This is a genomic window from Kosakonia pseudosacchari (assembly GCF_900184035.1).
Lineage (GTDB): Bacteria > Pseudomonadota > Gammaproteobacteria > Enterobacterales > Enterobacteriaceae > Kosakonia > Kosakonia pseudosacchari.
Map to the genome: position 1 here is coordinate 147,008 of NZ_FXWP01000009.1, position 17,772 is coordinate 164,779.

18 protein-coding genes are annotated in these 17,772 nt (G+C 52.6%); 11 read left to right on the forward strand and 7 right to left on the reverse strand.

Annotation, left to right across the window (positions count from 1 at the left end; translation table 11 throughout):
- Nucleotides 1-8 precede the first annotated feature (8 nt).
- Nucleotides 9-1,661 (reverse strand): MFS transporter, encoded by a 1,653-nt coding sequence (locus BN2591_RS02735; RefSeq protein WP_086868786.1) that lies wholly within the window; start codon nucleotides 1,659-1,661, stop codon nucleotides 9-11.
- Between the two features lie 242 nt (nucleotides 1,662-1,903).
- Between BN2591_RS02735 and BN2591_RS02740 the strand changes: the two genes are divergently transcribed.
- From BN2591_RS02740 to aldA, 3 genes are all read left to right on the forward strand, one after another.
- Complete coding sequence (locus tag BN2591_RS02740) at nucleotides 1,904-2,353, forward strand: GNAT family N-acetyltransferase (RefSeq protein ID WP_086868788.1); 450 nt, start codon at nucleotides 1,904-1,906, stop codon at nucleotides 2,351-2,353.
- 270 nt (nucleotides 2,354-2,623) lie between these two features.
- Nucleotides 2,624-3,424, forward strand: a complete 801-nt coding sequence (locus tag BN2591_RS02745) for a YdcF family protein (protein WP_086868791.1) — start codon at nucleotides 2,624-2,626, stop codon at nucleotides 3,422-3,424.
- 200 nt (nucleotides 3,425-3,624) lie between these two features.
- Entirely contained in the window at nucleotides 3,625-5,064 is a 1,440-nt protein-coding gene (aldA, locus tag BN2591_RS02750; protein ID WP_086868793.1) for an aldehyde dehydrogenase, read from the forward strand.
- Between the two features lie 32 nt (nucleotides 5,065-5,096).
- Here aldA and BN2591_RS02755 read toward each other — a convergent pair whose 3' ends face one another.
- Together BN2591_RS02755 and gap are read right to left on the reverse strand one after the other, a co-directional pair.
- Nucleotides 5,097-6,023 (reverse strand): alpha/beta hydrolase, encoded by a 927-nt coding sequence (locus BN2591_RS02755; RefSeq protein ID WP_086868795.1) that lies wholly within the window; start codon nucleotides 6,021-6,023, stop codon nucleotides 5,097-5,099.
- A gap of 51 nt (nucleotides 6,024-6,074) precedes the next feature.
- Nucleotides 6,075-7,076, reverse strand: a complete 1,002-nt coding sequence (gene gap / locus BN2591_RS02760; protein WP_086868797.1) for a type I glyceraldehyde-3-phosphate dehydrogenase — start codon at nucleotides 7,074-7,076, stop codon at nucleotides 6,075-6,077.
- Nucleotides 7,077-7,266: 190 nt separating this feature from the next.
- Between gap and cybB the strand changes: the two genes are divergently transcribed.
- Together cybB and BN2591_RS02770 are read left to right on the forward strand one after the other, a co-directional pair.
- A complete protein-coding gene (cybB, locus tag BN2591_RS02765; protein ID WP_086868799.1) occupies nucleotides 7,267-7,797 on the forward strand; it encodes a cytochrome b561 in 531 nt (176 codons plus the stop codon).
- Between the two features lie 193 nt (nucleotides 7,798-7,990).
- A complete protein-coding gene (locus BN2591_RS02770; RefSeq protein ID WP_425268939.1) occupies nucleotides 7,991-9,316 on the forward strand; it encodes an MFS transporter in 1,326 nt (441 codons plus the stop codon).
- A gap of 182 nt (nucleotides 9,317-9,498) precedes the next feature.
- Here BN2591_RS02770 and BN2591_RS24205 read toward each other — a convergent pair whose 3' ends face one another.
- The gene (locus tag BN2591_RS24205; RefSeq protein ID WP_143468233.1) at nucleotides 9,499-9,840 is read right to left on the reverse strand and encodes an anti-adapter protein iraM; all 342 of its coding nucleotides are present in this window, start codon (nucleotides 9,838-9,840) and stop codon (nucleotides 9,499-9,501) included.
- 273 nt (nucleotides 9,841-10,113) lie between these two features.
- Between BN2591_RS24205 and BN2591_RS02775 the strand changes: the two genes are divergently transcribed.
- Entirely contained in the window at nucleotides 10,114-10,743 is a 630-nt protein-coding gene (locus tag BN2591_RS02775; RefSeq protein ID WP_086868803.1) for a LysE family translocator, read from the forward strand.
- A 255-nt stretch (nucleotides 10,744-10,998) separates the two neighbouring features.
- Here BN2591_RS02775 and BN2591_RS02780 read toward each other — a convergent pair whose 3' ends face one another.
- Complete coding sequence (locus tag BN2591_RS02780) at nucleotides 10,999-11,478, reverse strand: hypothetical protein (RefSeq protein WP_086868805.1); 480 nt, start codon at nucleotides 11,476-11,478, stop codon at nucleotides 10,999-11,001.
- A gap of 607 nt (nucleotides 11,479-12,085) precedes the next feature.
- Between BN2591_RS02780 and BN2591_RS02785 the strand changes: the two genes are divergently transcribed.
- The 3 genes from BN2591_RS02785 (at nucleotide 12,086) to BN2591_RS02795 (ending at nucleotide 15,361) form a co-directional block, all read left to right on the forward strand.
- Nucleotides 12,086-12,361 carry a metal/formaldehyde-sensitive transcriptional repressor gene (locus BN2591_RS02785; protein ID WP_016495945.1) on the forward strand — a complete coding sequence of 92 codons (276 nt, stop codon included), beginning with the start codon at nucleotides 12,086-12,088 and terminating at the stop codon, nucleotides 12,359-12,361.
- A gap of 32 nt (nucleotides 12,362-12,393) precedes the next feature.
- Nucleotides 12,394-13,512, forward strand: a complete 1,119-nt coding sequence (locus BN2591_RS02790) for an S-(hydroxymethyl)glutathione dehydrogenase/class III alcohol dehydrogenase (RefSeq protein ID WP_086868807.1) — start codon at nucleotides 12,394-12,396, stop codon at nucleotides 13,510-13,512.
- 154 nt (nucleotides 13,513-13,666) lie between these two features.
- On the forward strand, nucleotides 13,667-15,361 hold the full coding sequence (locus tag BN2591_RS02795; RefSeq protein ID WP_086868808.1) for a methyl-accepting chemotaxis protein: 1,695 nt from the start codon (nucleotides 13,667-13,669) through the stop codon (nucleotides 15,359-15,361).
- Nucleotides 15,362-15,415: 54 nt separating this feature from the next.
- Here the strand turns inward: BN2591_RS02795 and BN2591_RS02800 are convergent, their stop codons facing one another.
- Nucleotides 15,416-16,378, reverse strand: a complete 963-nt coding sequence (locus tag BN2591_RS02800) for a DUF3829 domain-containing protein (RefSeq protein WP_086868810.1) — start codon at nucleotides 16,376-16,378, stop codon at nucleotides 15,416-15,418.
- On the opposite strand from BN2591_RS02800, the gene BN2591_RS24460 reads away from it, so the two are divergent.
- Complete coding sequence (locus BN2591_RS24460; RefSeq protein ID WP_159457490.1) at nucleotides 16,371-16,559, forward strand: hypothetical protein; 189 nt, start codon at nucleotides 16,371-16,373, stop codon at nucleotides 16,557-16,559. The genes BN2591_RS02800 and BN2591_RS24460 overlap by 8 nt on opposite strands.
- Here the strand turns inward: BN2591_RS24460 and BN2591_RS02805 are convergent.
- A complete protein-coding gene (locus BN2591_RS02805) occupies nucleotides 16,552-17,220 on the reverse strand; it encodes a DUF2076 domain-containing protein (RefSeq protein WP_086869922.1) in 669 nt (222 codons plus the stop codon). The genes BN2591_RS24460 and BN2591_RS02805 overlap by 8 nt on opposite strands.
- Before the next feature lie 212 nt (nucleotides 17,221-17,432).
- On the opposite strand from BN2591_RS02805, the gene BN2591_RS02810 reads away from it, so the two are divergent.
- Nucleotides 17,433-17,753, forward strand: a complete 321-nt coding sequence (locus BN2591_RS02810) for a metalloregulator ArsR/SmtB family transcription factor (protein WP_086868812.1) — start codon at nucleotides 17,433-17,435, stop codon at nucleotides 17,751-17,753.
- The last annotated feature ends 19 nt before the right edge of the window (nucleotides 17,754-17,772 follow it).

The window sequence follows — 17,772 nt, forward strand, 5'->3', positions numbered from 1 at the left end:
TAACATTATTATTTGCTCCCAGTGGCCCGCTTCAACACAAGGCGGGCAGTAATGCGCAGGCGCAACAAGCGCCATAAAATCCAAATCAGCGTGGCGGCGGCAATGCTGGCCGTCAGCAGATAAGTATCGTTGTAAGCCAGAATAGTGGCTTCCAGCGTCGACACCGTTTGCAGCTGCGTTGCCGCTTGCGTACTGAGCAGCGCACTGTCGCCAATCATGCTTTGATACATCTGGCTGTAATACTGCAAACGCTCATTAACCAGCGGGTTTAAGGTGGTGAGCTGGTCCGCCAGCAGGCTGGAGTGGTATTTCTCCCGCCAGGTCTGAAACGTGCCAAGAATAGCTGAGCCGAGCAGCCCGCCAATATTCTGGCTCATGCCAAACAGCACCGAGAAACCGACCAGGTTGCGCGGCTCCGCCACCACGCCGCCAATTCCCGCCAGCATCGCCGGTGCGATAAAAAACGCACTGGCAAAACCGAGTAAAAACTGGCTTAACATCAATTGGTTGGGCCGCGTCAAACTGGTGGACTGGCTATCAAGCAGTGAGGCAATAATCATCAGTGCCAGCGAGGCGACTATCGGCCATGCCAGCCGCTGGGGTTTAATCGTCAGACAACTGGCGGTAATACCGCAGACAATGCCCGCCAGGATCGACCATGCCAGGCTGGTCATTTGCTCGTTTTGCAGGCCGACATATTGCAGCCAGCCAAACACCCCGGTGTTCTGCTCGGCGAGCACAATGCGGATCAGCAACATAATCAGCCCAAGACGCACAATGCTGCCACTGGAGAGCCAGCGGGTGTTGAGCAACGGGTTACTGCGGTTGTGTTCAAAGGCGATAGCCGAGACGATCAGCACCACGGCGCCTGCCAGCGACCAGCCGATCCACGGCGCTTCGAACCACCAGTCCAGCCGACCCAGCGACAGCACCGCGCACAGCAGCGCCATACCTGGCGCGAGCAGAAAGAAGGTGATGAAATCCTTCTTTTCAAAGACTTTTTTGCGATCGCCCGGCGGCAATTTTAAGGCGATCACGCAGCCAAGCGAGAGCAGCGCCAGCCCCAGCTCAAACAGATACAGGCCGCGCCACTCATCCAGTTGCAGCAGTTCGGTAGAAAAAAGGCGGGCAATGGGAATGGCCAGCGTCGAACCGGTAATACCAATGGTCAGCGCTTTTAAGCGATGTTTCGCCGGCCAGGCCTGGATTTGATAATAAATACCGAGCGAACTGAGTGCCGCCGCCACCATGCCGTGCGCGGCGCGGACAAACAGGGCAGAACTGAGATCGTTGATAAACAGATGGAAGAAGGTCACCAGTACATACAGCACCAGAAACCCTTCGGTAAACGCACGCAGACCATATTGCTGGCGAAACTTTACCAACAGCAGATTAATCGACACATTGGTCATCACATACACAGCGGGCAGCCAGGCGATTTCCGTCGACCAGGCGGCAAACGTGCCTTGCAGATTTTGCAGATTCGCTGTCACCATCGCGTTGCCGAGTGCGCCAGTCATGCAAACTAGCAGGCCAACGACACCATAGGCGATACGGCGCGGGGTACTGTGATAGGGGGTGGAAGGCGAACCCAGCAGCATCGGTTTTTCATGCGGCTGCCATTCGCGTGGGCTATAGGGGTCGCTTTTCGGCAAACGCATTACATTTTCCTGACCGGGGCTAATGGTGATTGTTCGCGACGGTATGTTGTGCGCGCATGAAGATGTCGGGAACAGCAGTTATCCATATAAAAACAAAGGTTGTTAATGTAAATGGTTAGCGGGCTAACGATTCTACTTGTGCCGTCAAAGGCAATGCAAGCGCATAAGAAAAATATAGGTTACTGAAGTTAAGTGATCTGCTTTATTGATAAAAATAACCAACTAAAGGTGACAATGTCACAATGTGTGCGATAACCATCACGCTTACCCCGGCAACCGATCCTGCGTGCCTGCAACTTCAGGACGCGCTTTCTGATTACCTGCAACAGCTAACAGGCAGCAGCGGCAGAGCGTCGTTTGCTGCTTCAACCTTAGGTGAGCGGGGCTTCTTTTTGCTGGCACGCGAAAACGCGCAGGCGGTGGGCTGTGTCGCGGTGCGTGAATTGTCCGCCGGGATCGGCGAGATCAAACGCATGTATGCATGCCCCGGCACGCGCGGCATAGGCGCTCAGTTGCTCTGCGCGCTGGAACAACATGCACGGGAGCGGGGTTTTCAGGCGCTGTGGCTGGAGACGCGCAAAATCAATCAGCGTGCTGTTGATTTCTATCAGCGCAACGGCTTCAAGATTCGTGAAAACTACGGCACCTATATAGGCAGGCCGGAAGCGGTATGTTTCGAGAAAGCGTTGTGACCTGCATGTGGTCAGGATGCGCAGTTTCGTTGGGGCTGCGACAATGAATGTGCGGCACATAAAACGTGTGCCGTTTTTGCCCACTCAATGCCACAGGCGCTGTTTTCAGTGAGTGCAGATACCGCGGCGACCTGTACAGCGCGGGTGATTGCGCGTATTTCAAAAAAAGTTACAGAAACATACCTGAACCGCTGTGAACAGGATTCGGAGTGATCCCCTGTTTTGCGGGCGCTGACGCGGTAGGCTGTAAGTTAAAGCGAAGGAGGTTCTATGCTGATGACGACTTTTCCCACCGTAGCGGAGCGCACGCTGGCGGCGGCAAATACGCTGGGTGCATGGCTGGCGCAAAATGATTTTGTCGGTAAACCCACGCCTGTGCGGGCTGATGTGGTCATTCTTGCGGGTAATGCTGTCATTCCAACCATTGATGCCGCCTGCGCGCTGGCGGCGGCACAGCAAACCCCGCTTCTGATAAGCGGAGGCGTCGGGCACTCCACCACGTTTCTTTATTCGGCTATCGCCCGGCATCCACGCTATAACGTGGTGCGTACCACCGGGCGCGGCGAAGCCGCGATTCTGGCCGATATTGCGCGCCAGTTCTGGCAGATAGAGGCGAAACAGATCCTTATTGAGGACAAATCCACCAACTGCGGCGAGAACGCCAGATTCAGCATTGATATGCTGATGTCGCAGGGAGTAAAACCGAAAACCGTGATGGTGGTGCAGGATCCCACCATGCAGCGCCGTACGATGGCGACGTTTGCCCGCATCAGCCAGCAGTGCCACGACGCGCCCCACTGGCTGAGCTGGCCCGGCTTTACGCCACAGTTAGCGAATACGGCTGAGGGGCTAGCCTTCCAGCCGCAGCAGCGCGGTTTATGGTCGGTTGAGCGTTATTTGTCATTGCTGCTGGGGGAAGTGCCGCGCCTGCGCGATGATGCTAATGGTTACGGGCCAAACGGCCGTGATTTTATTGTTCACGTTGATTTCCCACAGGAAGTCGAAGCCGCATGGCAGGTTTTGAGGGCTGATTCCACCCTTACTGCTGCGCTCGGTAGCCGCGCATTGTAATCTCAGTGCCCGTTTGCGCAGACATTGCCGCAAACGGGCATTTCCACCGCTGAACCTGTCATTGTTTTGTTGCTTTTTTGCTCCTCTTTTATGCGTTCTCTCACAAAAGCTGCCCGTGTCGATGGGAAAAATGCCGCGCACCGATAGATTTTTAACAATGAATTCACTTGTTAAAAACAATGTTATTACAGGAGCGAGACATGACAGCACCGGTACAGCACCCTATGTTTATCGATGGTCAATTCGTGAGCTGGCAAGGCGATTCGTGGCTGGATGTCATCAACCCGGCGACCGAAGCGATCCTGGCGCGTATTCCTGATGGCACAGCCGAAGATGCGCGAAAGGCCATTGACGCGGCCGAACGTGCGCAGCCTGGCTGGGAAGCACTTCCCGCCATCGAACGCGCTGGCTGGTTACGCAAAATCGCGGCGGGTATTCGTGAAAAAGCCCATGAGATTAGCGCGCTGATTGTCGCCGAAGGGGGAAAAATCCAGCAACTGGCGGAGGTAGAAGTCTCTTTTACCGCCGATTACATCGACTATATGGCCGAGTGGGCGCGGCGCTATGAGGGCGAAATTCTGCAAAGCGACCGGCCGGGCGAGAATATCTTCGTGTTTAAACGTGCGCTGGGGGTGACCACCGGCATTTTGCCGTGGAATTTCCCGTTCTTCCTGATAGCCCGCAAAATGGCGCCTGCGCTGATTACCGGCAATACCATTGTTATCAAACCGAGCGAATTCACGCCGAACAACGCGATTGCCTTCGCAAAAATTGTCCATGATATCGGCTTACCAAAAGGGGTCTTTAACCTCGTGCTCGGACGCGGGGAAACCGTCGGACAGGAACTGGCGGGGAATCCGAAAGTGGCGATGGTCAGCATGACCGGCAGCGTTGGCGCGGGTGAGAAAATCATGGCGGCAGCCGCGAAAAACATCACCAAAGTGTGCCTTGAACTGGGCGGTAAAGCGCCGGCAATTGTCTTTGATGATGCTGATCTTGAGCTGGCCGTGAAAGCGATTGTCGACTCCCGCGTTATCAACACCGGGCAGGTGTGTAACTGCGCCGAACGCGTGTATGTACAAAAAGGGATTTATGACCGGTTTGTCAATCGACTTGGTGAAGCCATGAAAGCGGTACAGTTTGGCGATCCGGCGCAGCGCAACGATATTGCGATGGGGCCGCTTATTAATGCCGCAGCACTGCAACGCGTTGAAGAGAAGGTCGAACGCGCCGTGTCAGAAGGCGCACGCGTGGTGCTGGGTGGCAAAGCGGTCACTGGCAGGGGCTATTTTTACCCGCCGACACTGCTGCTCGATGTGCGCCAGGAGATGGCCATCATGCATGAAGAGACGTTTGGTCCGGTGCTGCCGGTGGTTGCATTCGACACGCTGGAAGAGGCGCTGGCGATGGCGAACGACAGCGATTATGGCCTGACCTCGTCGGTATATACCCGCGATCTGGCGACAGCGTTTAAAGCCGTGCGGGGGCTGAAGTTTGGCGAAACCTATATTAACCGCGAGAACTTCGAAGCGATGCAGGGGTTTCATGCGGGCTGGCGTAAATCGGGTATCGGTGGGGCGGATGGACGCCACGGCCTGAACGAGTACCTGCAAACGCAAATGGTCTATCTGCAGTCCTGATATGTGGCCCCCGCGTTTGGCGGGGGCTCGTTTCAGACTTTGGTTGCTATCCACGCCATCATCAGCTCCGGCCAGATTGCCGCCGGTAAGCCCAGCGCATCGCGAATGCCAAAACCGTGTTTCCCCTGTTCAAACAGATGCATCTCAACCGGCACGCCAAGGCGTCGCAGGGCGTTGAACATGACCACGCTGTTTTCCACTTTCACTGCCGGGTCATCGACCGCATGCAACAGAAAAGTCGGCGGCGTGTTTTCATCGGCCATCTGTTCTGCGGAGTAGCGGCGGATCTGTTCGTCACCTGGCGTATCGCCAATCAGCTGCTGGCGCGACATCGGGTGGTCAATCTCCTGGTGCATGGTAATCACCGGATAGACCAGCGCCATAAACGCTGGGCGAGCGCTTTGGTTATCCATCTCATCAACAGGGCGATAAACGTTTTCGTTGTAGCGCGTGCCAAGGCTGGCCGCGGCGTGACCACCAGCGGAAAACCCCATAATGCCAATACGTTCTGGATCGAGGCGCCACTCCTGCGCTCGGGCGCGAATCACGCGGATCGCACGTTGCACATCGGCCAGCGGCGCGTCCGCACCTTCCTCATGCCCATCGCCCGGCAGGCGGTAGGTCATGACAAACAGCGTGTAACCTTTGGCGTTAAAGCAGGGCGCCAGCGCGCTGCCTTCTTTATCCAGCACGACACGGCGGTAAGAGCCGCCAGGCGTGACCAGAATGCCGACACCGTTCGGGTTTTGTGGCGCGTAAACGGTAATGTGCGGGGCACGCACACCGGTGACGGATCGGTCAAAGCGCGAGGGGCCGGTATGGTGCTCTTCAAGCTGAAACTGCGCCGGGCTTACCGCAGCGCCAGGGGCTTCGCCGGTTGGCCAGACGGAGAACGTAGTGGCGTGTTGCACCGCCACGTTCATCAGGGTGAGTAAATCTTCCGGGCTGATATTTCTCATGGGTTGCCTGGTTTGAATACGCCGGGTCATTCCCCGGCGTGGATGGTGAGATTACAGTGCGCGATATTTTTCGAGCACGCGAACCAGCTGCGTAACAAAACCGTATTCGTTGTCGTACCACGAGACGGTTTTGACCAGTTGCAGATCGCCGGCTTCGGTGATCTCGGTTTGGGTGGCGTCAAAAACGGAACCGAAATGGCTGCCGATAACATCAGAAGAGACGATCTCTTCATCGGTATAACCGAAAGATTCGTTGTTCTCCGTGGCTTTTTTCAGCGCCTGATGGATCTCATCGACCGTCACTCTCTTCTCTAATATGGATACCAGTTCAGTAACGGAGCCGGTTTTCACCGGTACGCGCTGCGCGTGGCCTTTCAGCTTACCGCTCAATGCCGGGATCACCAGACCAATGGCTTTCGCCGCACCCGTGGTGTGCGGAATGATGTTTTCCGCAGCGGCACGGGAGGCGCGCAGATCTTTACCGCGCGGGCCGTCGACCAGCGCCTGGGTACCGGTGTAGGCGTGGATGGTGGTCATGGTGCCGACTTTGATGCCGAAATTATCCTGCAAGGCTTTGGCCATCGGCGCGAGGCAGTTAGTGGTGCAGGACGCCACCGAAATAATGGTGTCCTGCGCGTTAATCGTGTCGTCGTTAACGTTGTAGACGATGGTTTTCATCTCGCCTGCCGGGGCGGAAATAAGCACTTTTTTGGCCCCGGCATCGATGTGCGCCTGCGATTTTTCGCTCGAGGTATAAAAACCGGTACACTCAACAATGATCTCCGCACCGGCGCTGCGCCACGGAATATTTTTTGCCTCTTTTTCCGCATATACCGTAATGGTTTTGCCGTTAACGATCAGCGCGTCTTCGGTAAAATCCACGCTCCAGCCAAACGGGCCGTAGTTGGAATCATGCTTTAACAAATAGGCCAGCACTTTGGGTGAGGTCAGATCGTTAATAGCCACCACCTCCGCGCTGCTGTTGGTTTCCAGCAGGCGACGTAATACCAGGCGCCCAATGCGCCCAAATCCATTAATGCCAATTTTGCTCATGATCATCTCCATCAGAATGTAATGAATCACCGTTTTGTACTTATTTAGTGATAACCTGGCCGGCGTTATTGGGCAAATGAATCACCGTCAGGCTGTGGTAAGTAACTGAAAAGTGATAAGGAAAAGTTAATGAATTTTTAAGGAAAGCCAGGTATGTTGAACGCCGGTTCGTTCGTTTTGGGGGTTCCTTATGCGTAGCAAATATTCGGGATTACAGATCGCCATTCACTGGCTGGTGTTCCTGCTGGTTGTTGGCGCTTATTGCGCCATGGAACTACGCGGATTCTTCCCGCGCAGCTATCGTCCTTATTTCAATCTCGTACACGTTTCATGCGGCATTTCGATTCTGGTGCTGATGCTGGCGCGTCTGCTGGTGCGGCTGAAAAGCCCAACGCCGCCGATTGTGCCGAAACCGTCAGCGATGATGACCGGGCTGGCGCACCTTGGGCATCTGGTCATTTACCTGCTGTTTATTGCCTTGCCAATTCTTGGCTTGCTGATGATGTATAACCGCGGTGGTCCATGGATTGCTTTTGGTATTTCGATGCCGTACGCCGCAGAGGCGAATTATGATTTAGTGGATACGCTCAAAGAGTTCCACGAGCTGTTGGCAAACGCCGGCTATTTTGTCATTGCGTTGCATGCCGGTGCGGCGCTGGCGCATCATTACTATTTTAAAGACAACACGCTGCTGCGTATGATTCCGAAAAAACGCGGCTAATTGCTCTTCGTTGCCTGGCCCCGCATCCTGCGGGGCTTTTTCATTTCTGCGCGTCTAAAATGTGATCCTGTCGGGTTTTCCACATTGAAAAGCAGGGCGGAAATCACATTTTACGCCATCCGTGCTGTGCGCAATTCGTACAAGCAGTGTAGATAGTATATCTATTATAGAAACACTATCGGGCGGAGGGGATATGACACAGCCAGTACAGGAGTCTCTTGATCGGATGGCAACACAAGAAGACACTGCCGGATCGCGCAAATTACGCAAAGTGCTGCTCGCCACCGGCATCGGTCACTTTGTCGAATGGTTTGACTTTGGCCTGTATGGCACGCTCGCTGCCATTATCGGCCTGCAGTTTTTTCAGGCGGGTGATCCCAGTGTCGCACTGCTTTCGTCGTTCGCGGTCTTTGGCGCGGGTTTTATTATGCGCCCCCTTGGTGGGCTGTTTTTCGGTTCGCTGGGCGACAGAAAAGGGCGACAGAAAGTGCTGGCAACGGTGATCCTGCTCACCTCCGGCGCCACCTTCGTGATGGGACTGCTGCCGACTTATCATCAGATTGGTATTACCGCGACGGTGCTGCTGGTGATAACGCGCCTGATTCAGGGTTTTGCCGCTGGGGGCGAAAGCTCTGGCGCGACAACCTATCTGGCGGAATATGCCCCCACAGAGCGCCGTGGCTACTTCACCTGCTGGATCGATAACTTTGGTTTTATGGCTTTTGTCGTGGGTTCCGGGCTGGTGTTTCTGCTGACAGCAACGCTCGGTGAAAGCACCATGAGCGACTGGGGCTGGCGCATTCCCTTTTTGATTGCCGGGCCATTGGGCTGGGTTGGGTTGTACTTACGAAAACATCTGGAAGATTCGCCAGAATTTCTCGACGCCATGAAGAACGGGCAAACCGAATCCGCGCCGCTGCGTAAAGCGGTTACCACGGCGTGGGGCGCGTTGCTGTTCTGTGTCGGTTTTGTGGTGATCAAAGCGGTCGGGCACTGGACGCTGCAAACCTTTATGCCGAGCTATCTCTCCACCGAGTTGCACTTCTCAAAACTTAACGCGTACGCCATCACCACGATTGGTCTCTTTTCCGTGGCGGTGCTGGTACCGTTTATGGGCTATCTGTCGGATAAATATGGCCGTAAGCCGTTAATGCTGACCGGGTGCGCCGGGTTTATTCTGCTGAGTTACCCGGCCATGATGGTGATGGCGAACGGCGATGTGCTCTCTGCGGTGCTGGCAATGGTGATGCTGGGGGCGTTTATCGCCGCGTTTGATGGCGCGTGTACCGCCGCAATGGCGGAACTTTTCCCTACCAGTGTGCGCTATGGCGGGTTGTCTATCGCCTATAACTTTGCCGTCGCCTTCTTTGGCGGCATCACACCTTGGTTCTCTGCCTGGCTTATTACCAGCACCGGCGATAAATTCTCGCCTGCCTTCTATGTGATGGGCGCGGCGCTAATTACCTTCCTGACAGTGCTGCGCGCCCGCGAAACCGCAGGGCAGCCGCTAAAACGCTGACGTTTTGCCCGGAGGAACCCTCCGGGCTATTAGGTAAATCTGAAACAGGATATTGCGCGTATCCGTTACGGTACAAGGCCCGCCTGCGGTGCGCAATTGCGGATAACTTTTCTTTCAGTGTTCACCTGCGAAGGGATTAATTATCTGCCCGACCAGGAAATAAATATCAACGTGATATTAACCTAGGAAATCATTTTTATTCCATAGGGACAAAGTTCGAATAAACAAGTCTGCTGCTTTTCACAATTCCGCAATGAAACGTTATCATTACCAGGGCAATGACAACTATTTTTTAAAGTCTGCCAGATAGCAGGGAAAAAAGGCATGGTATGAATAACGCGAAAATCCTGAGGTTTTCCATCAATGAATACACGTGCGCCATCAGTGCGTAAGTAATTGTTTGGCCGCAAAAAATAGTTGCCGCGATACCAGATAATGACCGATCGTTTTTCACTATTCCTGGCGACGGCAAATGCTGTGCCGGTCGTTGGGGAAAGTAACATGTCCGTAATATCCCAGCGCATAAGTTCTCCTTGCTAATAGCACAATGCTCTACTAAGAAAAATCTTATCAAATAATTAGCGCCAGGCCTAAGTTAAATTTTATATTTAATATTACGCTGATTAACTTACGATATATTTAATTAATTTTACTTAAGATTTTGATGTGAAACAAAAATGGTGAGGTTTTGTACAATATATTTTAACGATATTTATCCTTTTCGACAGAATACATTATGTTTTCACTCTGCTAGAGTCATCACGTTACGTCATTCTCGCCTTGCCAGGAGGTTTCCCGTGCTGTTGTCCAGTCTGATTGCGATTGCCGCCGTGCTAATGATGGGGGGAATGAGCCCAGGTCCGAGTTTTATTTACGTTGCGCGTAATTCACTGGCGCACTCACGTGTGCATGGTTTAGTCACTTCGCTGGGAATGGGGGTAGGAGCGGCGACGTTTGCGCTGATGGCCACGCTGGGATTGCAAAGGGTGCTAAATGCGGTGCCTGAATTCTATATGGCGCTAAAGATAGCAGGGGGCGCGTATCTTATCTGGATGGCAGTGAAGATTTTTCGCAGTGCATCGCAGCCATTGACGCTCGCTTTGAGCCATAACGACGCCCCCAAAGGGCTGTGGAAGACGTTTCGCGATGGATTGTTTATTCAGTTAAGCAACCCGAAAACGGCCATCGTATTCGCGTCTATTTTCACCGCGCTGCTGCCAGCGAATATTCCGACCATCTTCTATTATGTGATCCCGCTGATGAGCTTTGTGATTGATGCGGGCTGGTATTCGCTGGTGGCGCTGCTGCTCTCAGCCGAGAAACCGCGCCGCGTCTATTTGCGCATCAAGACGGCGGTGGACAGAACATCGGCCACGGTGCTGAGTATTTTGGGGATCAAGCTGGTATATTCATCGCTGATGGAGTAATACCGATGCTGAGCACAAAAGACTCACTTTAGACAGTTCGCAGCAATCATTGTTTAAGCTCGTTTAGATGATGCGTGAAATGTGAGTTGGTTGTGGTTAATACGTAATAAAAAAGTAGATCGTTCTACTGAATACTAATAACCAAACGCCGTCGGTTTCCAGCCGCGCACCCTGCGCATTGCCGACGGCGTTTTATTAAGCTTAAAAATGAGAGAGAAATTGGTAAATATGCTAAATGTTTGAGGTTGAAAATTGTTACTCTGAGATAGAAATAAGATTCATCGAAAATAAGGTGGAAAAAAGGTTGTTAAAGAAAATCTCATAGCTTGAATCATTCCCAATAAAGCCAGAGAACTTTTGCTCGCCATTAGAAATGATATCTTTATTTAAGTAATTTTTTACCTTAACCCCACCATTCCCATATATGTGGAAGGATAAGATAATTTCTGATGATTTTGTATATTCATCGATATTTAAAATATCAATTGCGCGAATAGGTCCTCGATCAGTGAAAATAAATTTTTCTTTAATGTAAACAATAAGTCCGACAGGAGTTAAATCCAAGTTAAAAACACCGTCTTTATAAAAAACGTTATAAAGTAACGGTTTTTTGTCTTTGTAAGCTGTTTCGTGTGAATCAATTATTTCCTTCATGAATAAATGTCTTTGACCCATAACGGTCGGGCCAAATTGATCTGCGGCGAAACGTAAGAATTCAAATTTTTTTTGATTCATTATTTACTCCGTGTGTTTTATTTGTTTGGAAAAATAACAAATTACTACTTATCTAATGATTTGTCTAAAATACATAATTATTCGTCATGAATATATATTATAAAAATTGTATTCGTGTCTATTATTGGTTTTTCCAACGTGAGAATTGGGACTTCATGCGCGTAGAAATCGATGGCGTTACTTATGTGTCTACATGCAACCCAGCACCAGCTCGTACTGGTATTGCCATTTCCACATATAAACGATCTGGCGCATTGAGTCAGGCAGAGCAAATAACAGAGTAAATAATTGACCTGCCCCCAGGATTAGATACCACGTTCAGTTAGTAATGCCGGTTGTGTGACCATGACCCCGAATATGCATATAACAGCAGTGTCTTATTTTTTGAGTACTGATATTTATTCGGTTCCAAATGCAGACTTGAAAGCTTTAATTTTGGGGGCAAAAAAGCTGTTGGGGGCATGTTTGGGGCGCTGAAAAGTCTCTATATGGCTTGTAGTGTCTTTATGATGAATCTGATAACCATATGATATCCATATAAAACTTAATGTTTACAGCATTATAAAATAAAAGTTACCATACCCCCCTATAGTATCAAGGAGGTTACATGCCCCATTCACCAGAAGATAAAAAACGCGTGCTTACGCGGGTACGTCGCATTCGTGGCCAGGTTGACGCATTGGAGCGTGCACTGGAAAGCGGCGAGCCCTGTATCGCCATTTTGCAGCAAATCGCCGCCGTGCGCGGCGCGGCCAATGGCTTGATGGGCGAAATGGTTGAAATCCACCTCAAAGATGAGCTGGTCACCGGCGAAACCACTGCTGACCAACGCGCGGTGCGCATGGCGGAAGTCGGTCATCTTCTGCGCTCTTATCTAAAATAAGCATAAAGCCATACACAAAAAGGAAGCGACTTATGAAATCACGTGCAGCTGTAGCCTTTGGGCCGGGTCAACCGCTCAAAATCGTCGAAATAGACGTAGCGCCGCCAAAAAAGGGTGAGGTCCTGGTGCGTATCACGCACACCGGCGTTTGTCACACCGATGCCTTTACGCTTTCGGGTGACGATCCGGAGGGCGTGTTTCCGGCGGTGCTCGGTCATGAAGGCGGCGGCATCGTTGTAGAAGTTGGCGAAGGCGTTACCAGCCTGAAGCCAGGCGACCACGTTATTCCGCTCTACACGGCAGAGTGTGGCGAGTGTAAGTTCTGTAAATCGGGGAAAACCAACCTCTGTCAGGCCGTTCGCGCTACGCAGGGCAAGGGGCTGATGCCGGACGGCACCACCCGTTTCTCCTACAACGGCGAACCGATTTATCACTACATGGGCACCAGCACGTTCAGCGAATACACCGTTTGCGCGGAAATCTCACTGGCGAAAGTTAACGAACAGGCACCGCTGGATAAAGTCTGCTTGCTGGGCTGCGGTGTGACTACCGGCATTGGCGCGGTACATAACACGGCGAAAGTCAAAGAGGGTGATACGGTCGCGATCTTTGGCCTCGGTGGTATCGGTCTGGCGGCAATCCAGGGTGCCGTTCAGGCGAAGGCGGGACGCATTCTGGCGATCGATACCAATCCGGACAAATTCCCCCTCGCCAAAGAGATGGGCGCAACCGATTTTATCAACCCGAACGATCACGACCGCCCGATCCAGGATGTGATTGTCGAAATGACAGATGGCGGCGTGGACTTCAGTTTTGAGTGCATCGGCAATGTGAACGTCATGCGCGCCGCGCTTGAGTGCTGCCACAAAGGCTGGGGCGAGAGCGTCATCATCGGCGTGGCGGGCGCGGGGCAGGAGATCAGCACCCGTCCTTTCCAGCTGGTGACCGGTCGTGTATGGCGCGGTTCCGCCTTCGGCGGTGTTAAAGGTCGTACACAGCTGCCAGGCATGGTAGAAGACGCGATGGCGGGCAAGATTCGCCTCGATCCCTTCATTACCCATCGTATGCCACTGGAGCAGATCAACGACGCATTTGAACTGATGCATCAGGGCAAATCCATCCGTACCGTTATCCATTTCGGCGAAAAGTAAGCCTTCCTCACGCCAGCGGTGTCACCGCTGGCGCAACCAAACTCCAAATCTGTGACCGTTGACGCGCTTTTCGCCATAAGAATAATCCAATTATTGCCGATGCCTATATATCATTCCTGTTGTACGTATCAGACAAATATGAGAGTCGATAGCCATGGATAAAAAAGCAGCGATGCAAAGAACACAAGGCATTGGATTTATGCACAATATTCGATTGGTTCCCCTGTTTTCTTCCATTCTCGGCGGCATCTTAGTGCTATTTGCATTAAGTTCCGGTCTGGCGGGTTACTTCCTGATGCAAGCGGATCGCGATCAGCAGGATGTCACACAGGAAATCCAGGTGCGCATGGGATTATCCAACAGTTCAAACAACTTACGCATAGCACGTATCAGCCTGATCCACGCCGGCGCGGCCAGTCGCATCGCCGAAATGGAAGATATGAAAAACAACGTGGCTGAAGCAGAAAAACGCATGAAGCAGTCACAGGACGGTTTTAACCAATATATGGAACGCCCGGTGAAAACCCCGGCGGATCTTGCCCTGGATGCCGATCTCACCACCCGCTTTAATGCCTACATCGCGGGCATGCAACCGATGCTGAAATATGCCAAAAACGGCATGTTTGAAGCGATCATTAACCACGAAAGTGAGCAGGCGCGCCAGCTTGATGCGTCTTATAACGAAATTCTGTTAAAAGCCATTGAGATCCGTACCGCACGTGCGCAGCACCTGACCGAAGAGGCACACAGCCGTACCCAGCTTGGGCTGATGTTTATGGCTGCCGCCTTTGCTTTGGCGCTGGTGCTGACGGTTATCACCTTTACCGTATTGCGCAGCGTAGTGATTAACCCACTGCAACGTGCGGCCCAGCGTATTTCTCGCATCGCGACCGGGGATCTAACGGTAGCCGATGAGCCTGCCGGGCGTAGCGAAATTGGTCGTCTGAGTAGCGATCTGCAAGCAATGCAACATTCGCTGGTCACGACGGTGGCGACCGTTCGCCAGGGCGCGGAAGAGATCTATCGCGGTACCAGCGAAATCTCCGCCGGTAATACCGACCTCTCTTCCCGCACGGAACAACAGGCGGCTGCCATTGAACAAACGGCTGCCAGCATGGAGCAATTAACCGCGACCGTGAAGCAGAACGCCGACAACGCGCACCACGCCAGCGGGCTGGCACGCGATGCCTCCGGCAAAGCGACCAAAGGTGGACAGATTGTTTCTGGCGTCGTGCAAACGATGGGCAATATCACCACCAGTTCGCGCAAAATTTCCGAAATCACCGCGGTTATCAACAGCATCGCGTTCCAGACCAATATCCTGGCGCTTAACGCGGCGGTAGAAGCGGCGCGCGCTGGCGAACAGGGGCGTGGTTTTGCGGTGGTGGCAAGCGAAGTGCGTACGCTGGCAAGTCGCAGTGCGCAGGCGGCAAAAGAGATTGAGGCACTAATCAGCGAATCCGTGAGCTTAATTGAGCAAGGTTCCGGAGAAGTCGTTTCCGCCGGGGAAACCATGGGCGAGATCGTTACAGCCGTTAAACGCGTGACCGATATTATGCTGGAGATTGCCGCCGCGTCTGATGAGCAGAGCAAAGGCATCACCCAGGTGAGCCAGGCGATCACGGAAATGGATAACGTCACACAGCAGAACGCCTCGCTGGTAGAAGAAGCCTCTGCGGCAGCCGCCTCGCTGGAAGAGCAGGCGGCACGCCTGACCGAAGCCGTGGGCGCGTTTCGTTTAACTGGCGCGGCACCGCAGCGTCAGAATAATGCGGCATCGCCAACCAGCAAAACCTTCAAGCCACAGCGCCCGGCGCTGGCGCAGGGGGATAACTGGGAAACGTTCTGAGTTATCAGAAAACAAAAAAGAGGCCGCAAGGCCTCTTTTTTTATGGGTACGATGTTAACACTGGTTGGTGTTTAAGGCGCTGACCATATTGTTGTAGTTTTGCAGCAGGGATTGGGCGTCCTGCGTCTGCTGGGGTTGCATCAGCTGAAACTGTTTTGGCTGTTTGGCCTCTTTTTCGTACTCGCCATTTTCAGTGCGCTCAATAATGTCACGGCCGGTAGAGAGATAGTCGTTAGCTTTAGACAGGAGACTCGAACAGCCCGTTTTATTGTTTTCGCGTACTTTGGCATCGTAAGCGGTAGCCATGCTGTTGAACTGATCGAGCGCATCCTTAAATGCCGCCTTCTTATCGCCCAGCCCTTTGCCATCCAGCACGCCACCGGCGGCATCCAGGCTCTCTTTCAGGTAGTAGACCATTCCCATTTGCGCGTGCTCAAGCGTGCCTTTTTGCGTACGTTCAAACTCTGCTTTGATGCGCGCACGATCTTTTGCCTCGATACCCTCAAAGAAATTCGCCTGCGCAACCACCAGCATTTGCATATTGCTCAACAACGCGGGCTGGATCTCGCGACCGTGAGCGCCATTATCGCTTTTGTACGTTTTCGCGCTGATGTAGTTGTACATGTCGCGACTTACCGGTTCGGCTTTTGCCAGCGCTTCGCTGTAAAGACGCGCCGGTTCGTCCAGTTCCGGCATATCCGGCTTCATGCTGTGCGCTTTATCCAGATGCTCTTTAATACGCCCCATGGAAAGCGGTTCAGTAAAAAACAGATCATCCATTTTCTTTTTGCCATCGAAAGCGGGCTGCGTGTACTTCTGGTATTCAGCGAGTTGCTTACCGAAGTTGGCCGAGGTCATGTTGGCCGCGGCAATATATTCGTTGTACTTCAGCACTTCGGCCTGCTCGGCTGACGGCTGCGCTGCTTGCGTTTTGGTGGTTTTGTCGTCACAGGCTGACAGTGCCAGCAGGCAGGCGGCAACCGCCAGCGTACGTGCGACAGGTTTGGCGATGAACATCCCATTCTCCTTGTCCGAAAAAAGAAAAAACGACTCATTATTGCTGAGCGCCGCACAGGTTAGCATCAATGCCCGACGGGCAAGGGGCATGCCACCTGAATTGGTAGGTTTTGAAAAAAGGAGAAATTGCCCGGCAGACAGCGCCACCGGGCCGGGTTCAGGAGAGCGCAGCGTTAAATAAAGCTGTCGTCATCGTTGCTGTAATCAGTGTCATCGAAATCATCGTTCTGGTAAGTATCATTACCGAACGAATCGTTCTGATCGAGAAAACGGGTGTCGGAGGCATCAGTAAAGTTGTCGTTCTGCGCGTTTTCAAATGACGAATTACCCGCCGCCGGTTCTTCAATAATATTGACGATCTCTTCCGGGCGAGACTGATGGAACATGTTGGTCAGCATTTCGGCCAATACCACACCACCTGCAACGCCTGCCGCAGTTTGCAAGGCACCGGCCATAAAACCGCTCCCGCGTGGCGCAGGTGCCGCCGCACGCGAATAGTCCTGCTGTGGCTGCTGGGTAGCGTTCCAGTTATTTTCCGCTTGCGGACTCTGGCTTCTCCCGCCGCCAAACAGGCCACCGAGGAAACTGCCCCCGCCAGTTTGTGGTTTGCTTTTTTGCGCGGCCAGTTCACTTTCCAGTTGCTGAACTTTGCTCTGGAGCTGTTTTAACGCCGCTTCCTGAATCAGGATCGATTGCGCCATATAGTACGGCGCGGCCGGTTGCTGGCGCACAAATTCCGCTATCTGACGCTCAGCCTCGGCGTCGCGCTGGCCATTCTGTTGCTCGGTCTGTTTCAGGCGCTGGAAAAGGCCGTTGATAAGCTGCTGTTCTTCATATTGCATGGCAATAACCTTCCGATCGCTGTGATAGATACTGTTGAGTTTATCAGTGCCATGAATACGTGTCCGATGAGTGAAATGTTTGTTTAACATTGGTTGCAGCTGGGCAAAAAATTGCTGTGAAGGAGGGATGTTCTGGCAATTCTCGTTGCCTCTTCAAAAGGTAACATATATGAATTACCATATTTGTTGTTTGACATCATTAAGGTAAGCGCATGCTGCAACCCGTTCAGCTTTTTAAAATCCTCTCCGATGAAACGCGGTTAACCATCGTGCTGTTGCTCAGAGAAGCCGGTGAACTTTGCGTGTGTGATATATGCGCAGCAGCGGGGGAGTCACAACCCAAAATTTCGCGGCATATTGCGATGTTACGTGAATATGGTCTGGTTATTGATCGGCGCGCGGGGAAGTGGATCCATTATCGTCTGTCACCTCATATGCCCGCCTGGGCAGCGGCAACCATCGACACAGCATGGGATTGCTTGCGTGAAGAGACGCGAGCCAAACTGAAATCGGTGCCTTTGGGTTCGTGTTGATAACAAAACATATTCATCA

Excerpts from the sequence above, each read along its gene's own strand:
- BN2591_RS02735 (WP_086868786.1), bottom strand. The coding sequence starts at position 1,661 with ATGCGTTTGCCGAAAAGCGACCCCTATAGCCCACGCGAATGGCAGCCG.
- BN2591_RS02740 (WP_086868788.1), top strand. The coding sequence starts at position 1,904 with ATGTGTGCGATAACCATCACGCTTACCCCGGCAACCGATCCTGCGTGC.
- BN2591_RS02745 (WP_086868791.1), top strand. The coding sequence starts at position 2,624 with ATGCTGATGACGACTTTTCCCACCGTAGCGGAGCGCACGCTGGCGGCG.
- aldA (WP_086868793.1), top strand. The coding sequence starts at position 3,625 with ATGACAGCACCGGTACAGCACCCTATGTTTATCGATGGTCAATTCGTG.
- BN2591_RS02755 (WP_086868795.1), bottom strand. The coding sequence starts at position 6,023 with ATGAGAAATATCAGCCCGGAAGATTTACTCACCCTGATGAACGTGGCG.
- gap (WP_086868797.1), bottom strand. The coding sequence starts at position 7,076 with ATGAGCAAAATTGGCATTAATGGATTTGGGCGCATTGGGCGCCTGGTA.
- cybB (WP_086868799.1), top strand. The coding sequence starts at position 7,267 with ATGCGTAGCAAATATTCGGGATTACAGATCGCCATTCACTGGCTGGTG.
- BN2591_RS02770 (WP_425268939.1), top strand. The coding sequence starts at position 7,991 with ATGACACAGCCAGTACAGGAGTCTCTTGATCGGATGGCAACACAAGAA.
- BN2591_RS24205 (WP_143468233.1), bottom strand. The coding sequence starts at position 9,840 with ATGCGCTGGGATATTACGGACATGTTACTTTCCCCAACGACCGGCACA.
- BN2591_RS02780 (WP_086868805.1), bottom strand. The coding sequence starts at position 11,478 with ATGAATCAAAAAAAATTTGAATTCTTACGTTTCGCCGCAGATCAATTT.
- BN2591_RS02785 (WP_016495945.1), top strand. The coding sequence starts at position 12,086 with ATGCCCCATTCACCAGAAGATAAAAAACGCGTGCTTACGCGGGTACGT.
- BN2591_RS02790 (WP_086868807.1), top strand. The coding sequence starts at position 12,394 with ATGAAATCACGTGCAGCTGTAGCCTTTGGGCCGGGTCAACCGCTCAAA.
- BN2591_RS02795 (WP_086868808.1), top strand. The coding sequence starts at position 13,667 with ATGGATAAAAAAGCAGCGATGCAAAGAACACAAGGCATTGGATTTATG.
- BN2591_RS24460 (WP_159457490.1), top strand. The coding sequence starts at position 16,371 with ATGAACATCCCATTCTCCTTGTCCGAAAAAAGAAAAAACGACTCATTA.
- BN2591_RS02800 (WP_086868810.1), bottom strand. The coding sequence starts at position 16,378 with ATGTTCATCGCCAAACCTGTCGCACGTACGCTGGCGGTTGCCGCCTGC.
- BN2591_RS02805 (WP_086869922.1), bottom strand. The coding sequence starts at position 17,220 with ATGCAATATGAAGAACAGCAGCTTATCAACGGCCTTTTCCAGCGCCTG.
- BN2591_RS02810 (WP_086868812.1), top strand. The coding sequence starts at position 17,433 with ATGCTGCAACCCGTTCAGCTTTTTAAAATCCTCTCCGATGAAACGCGG.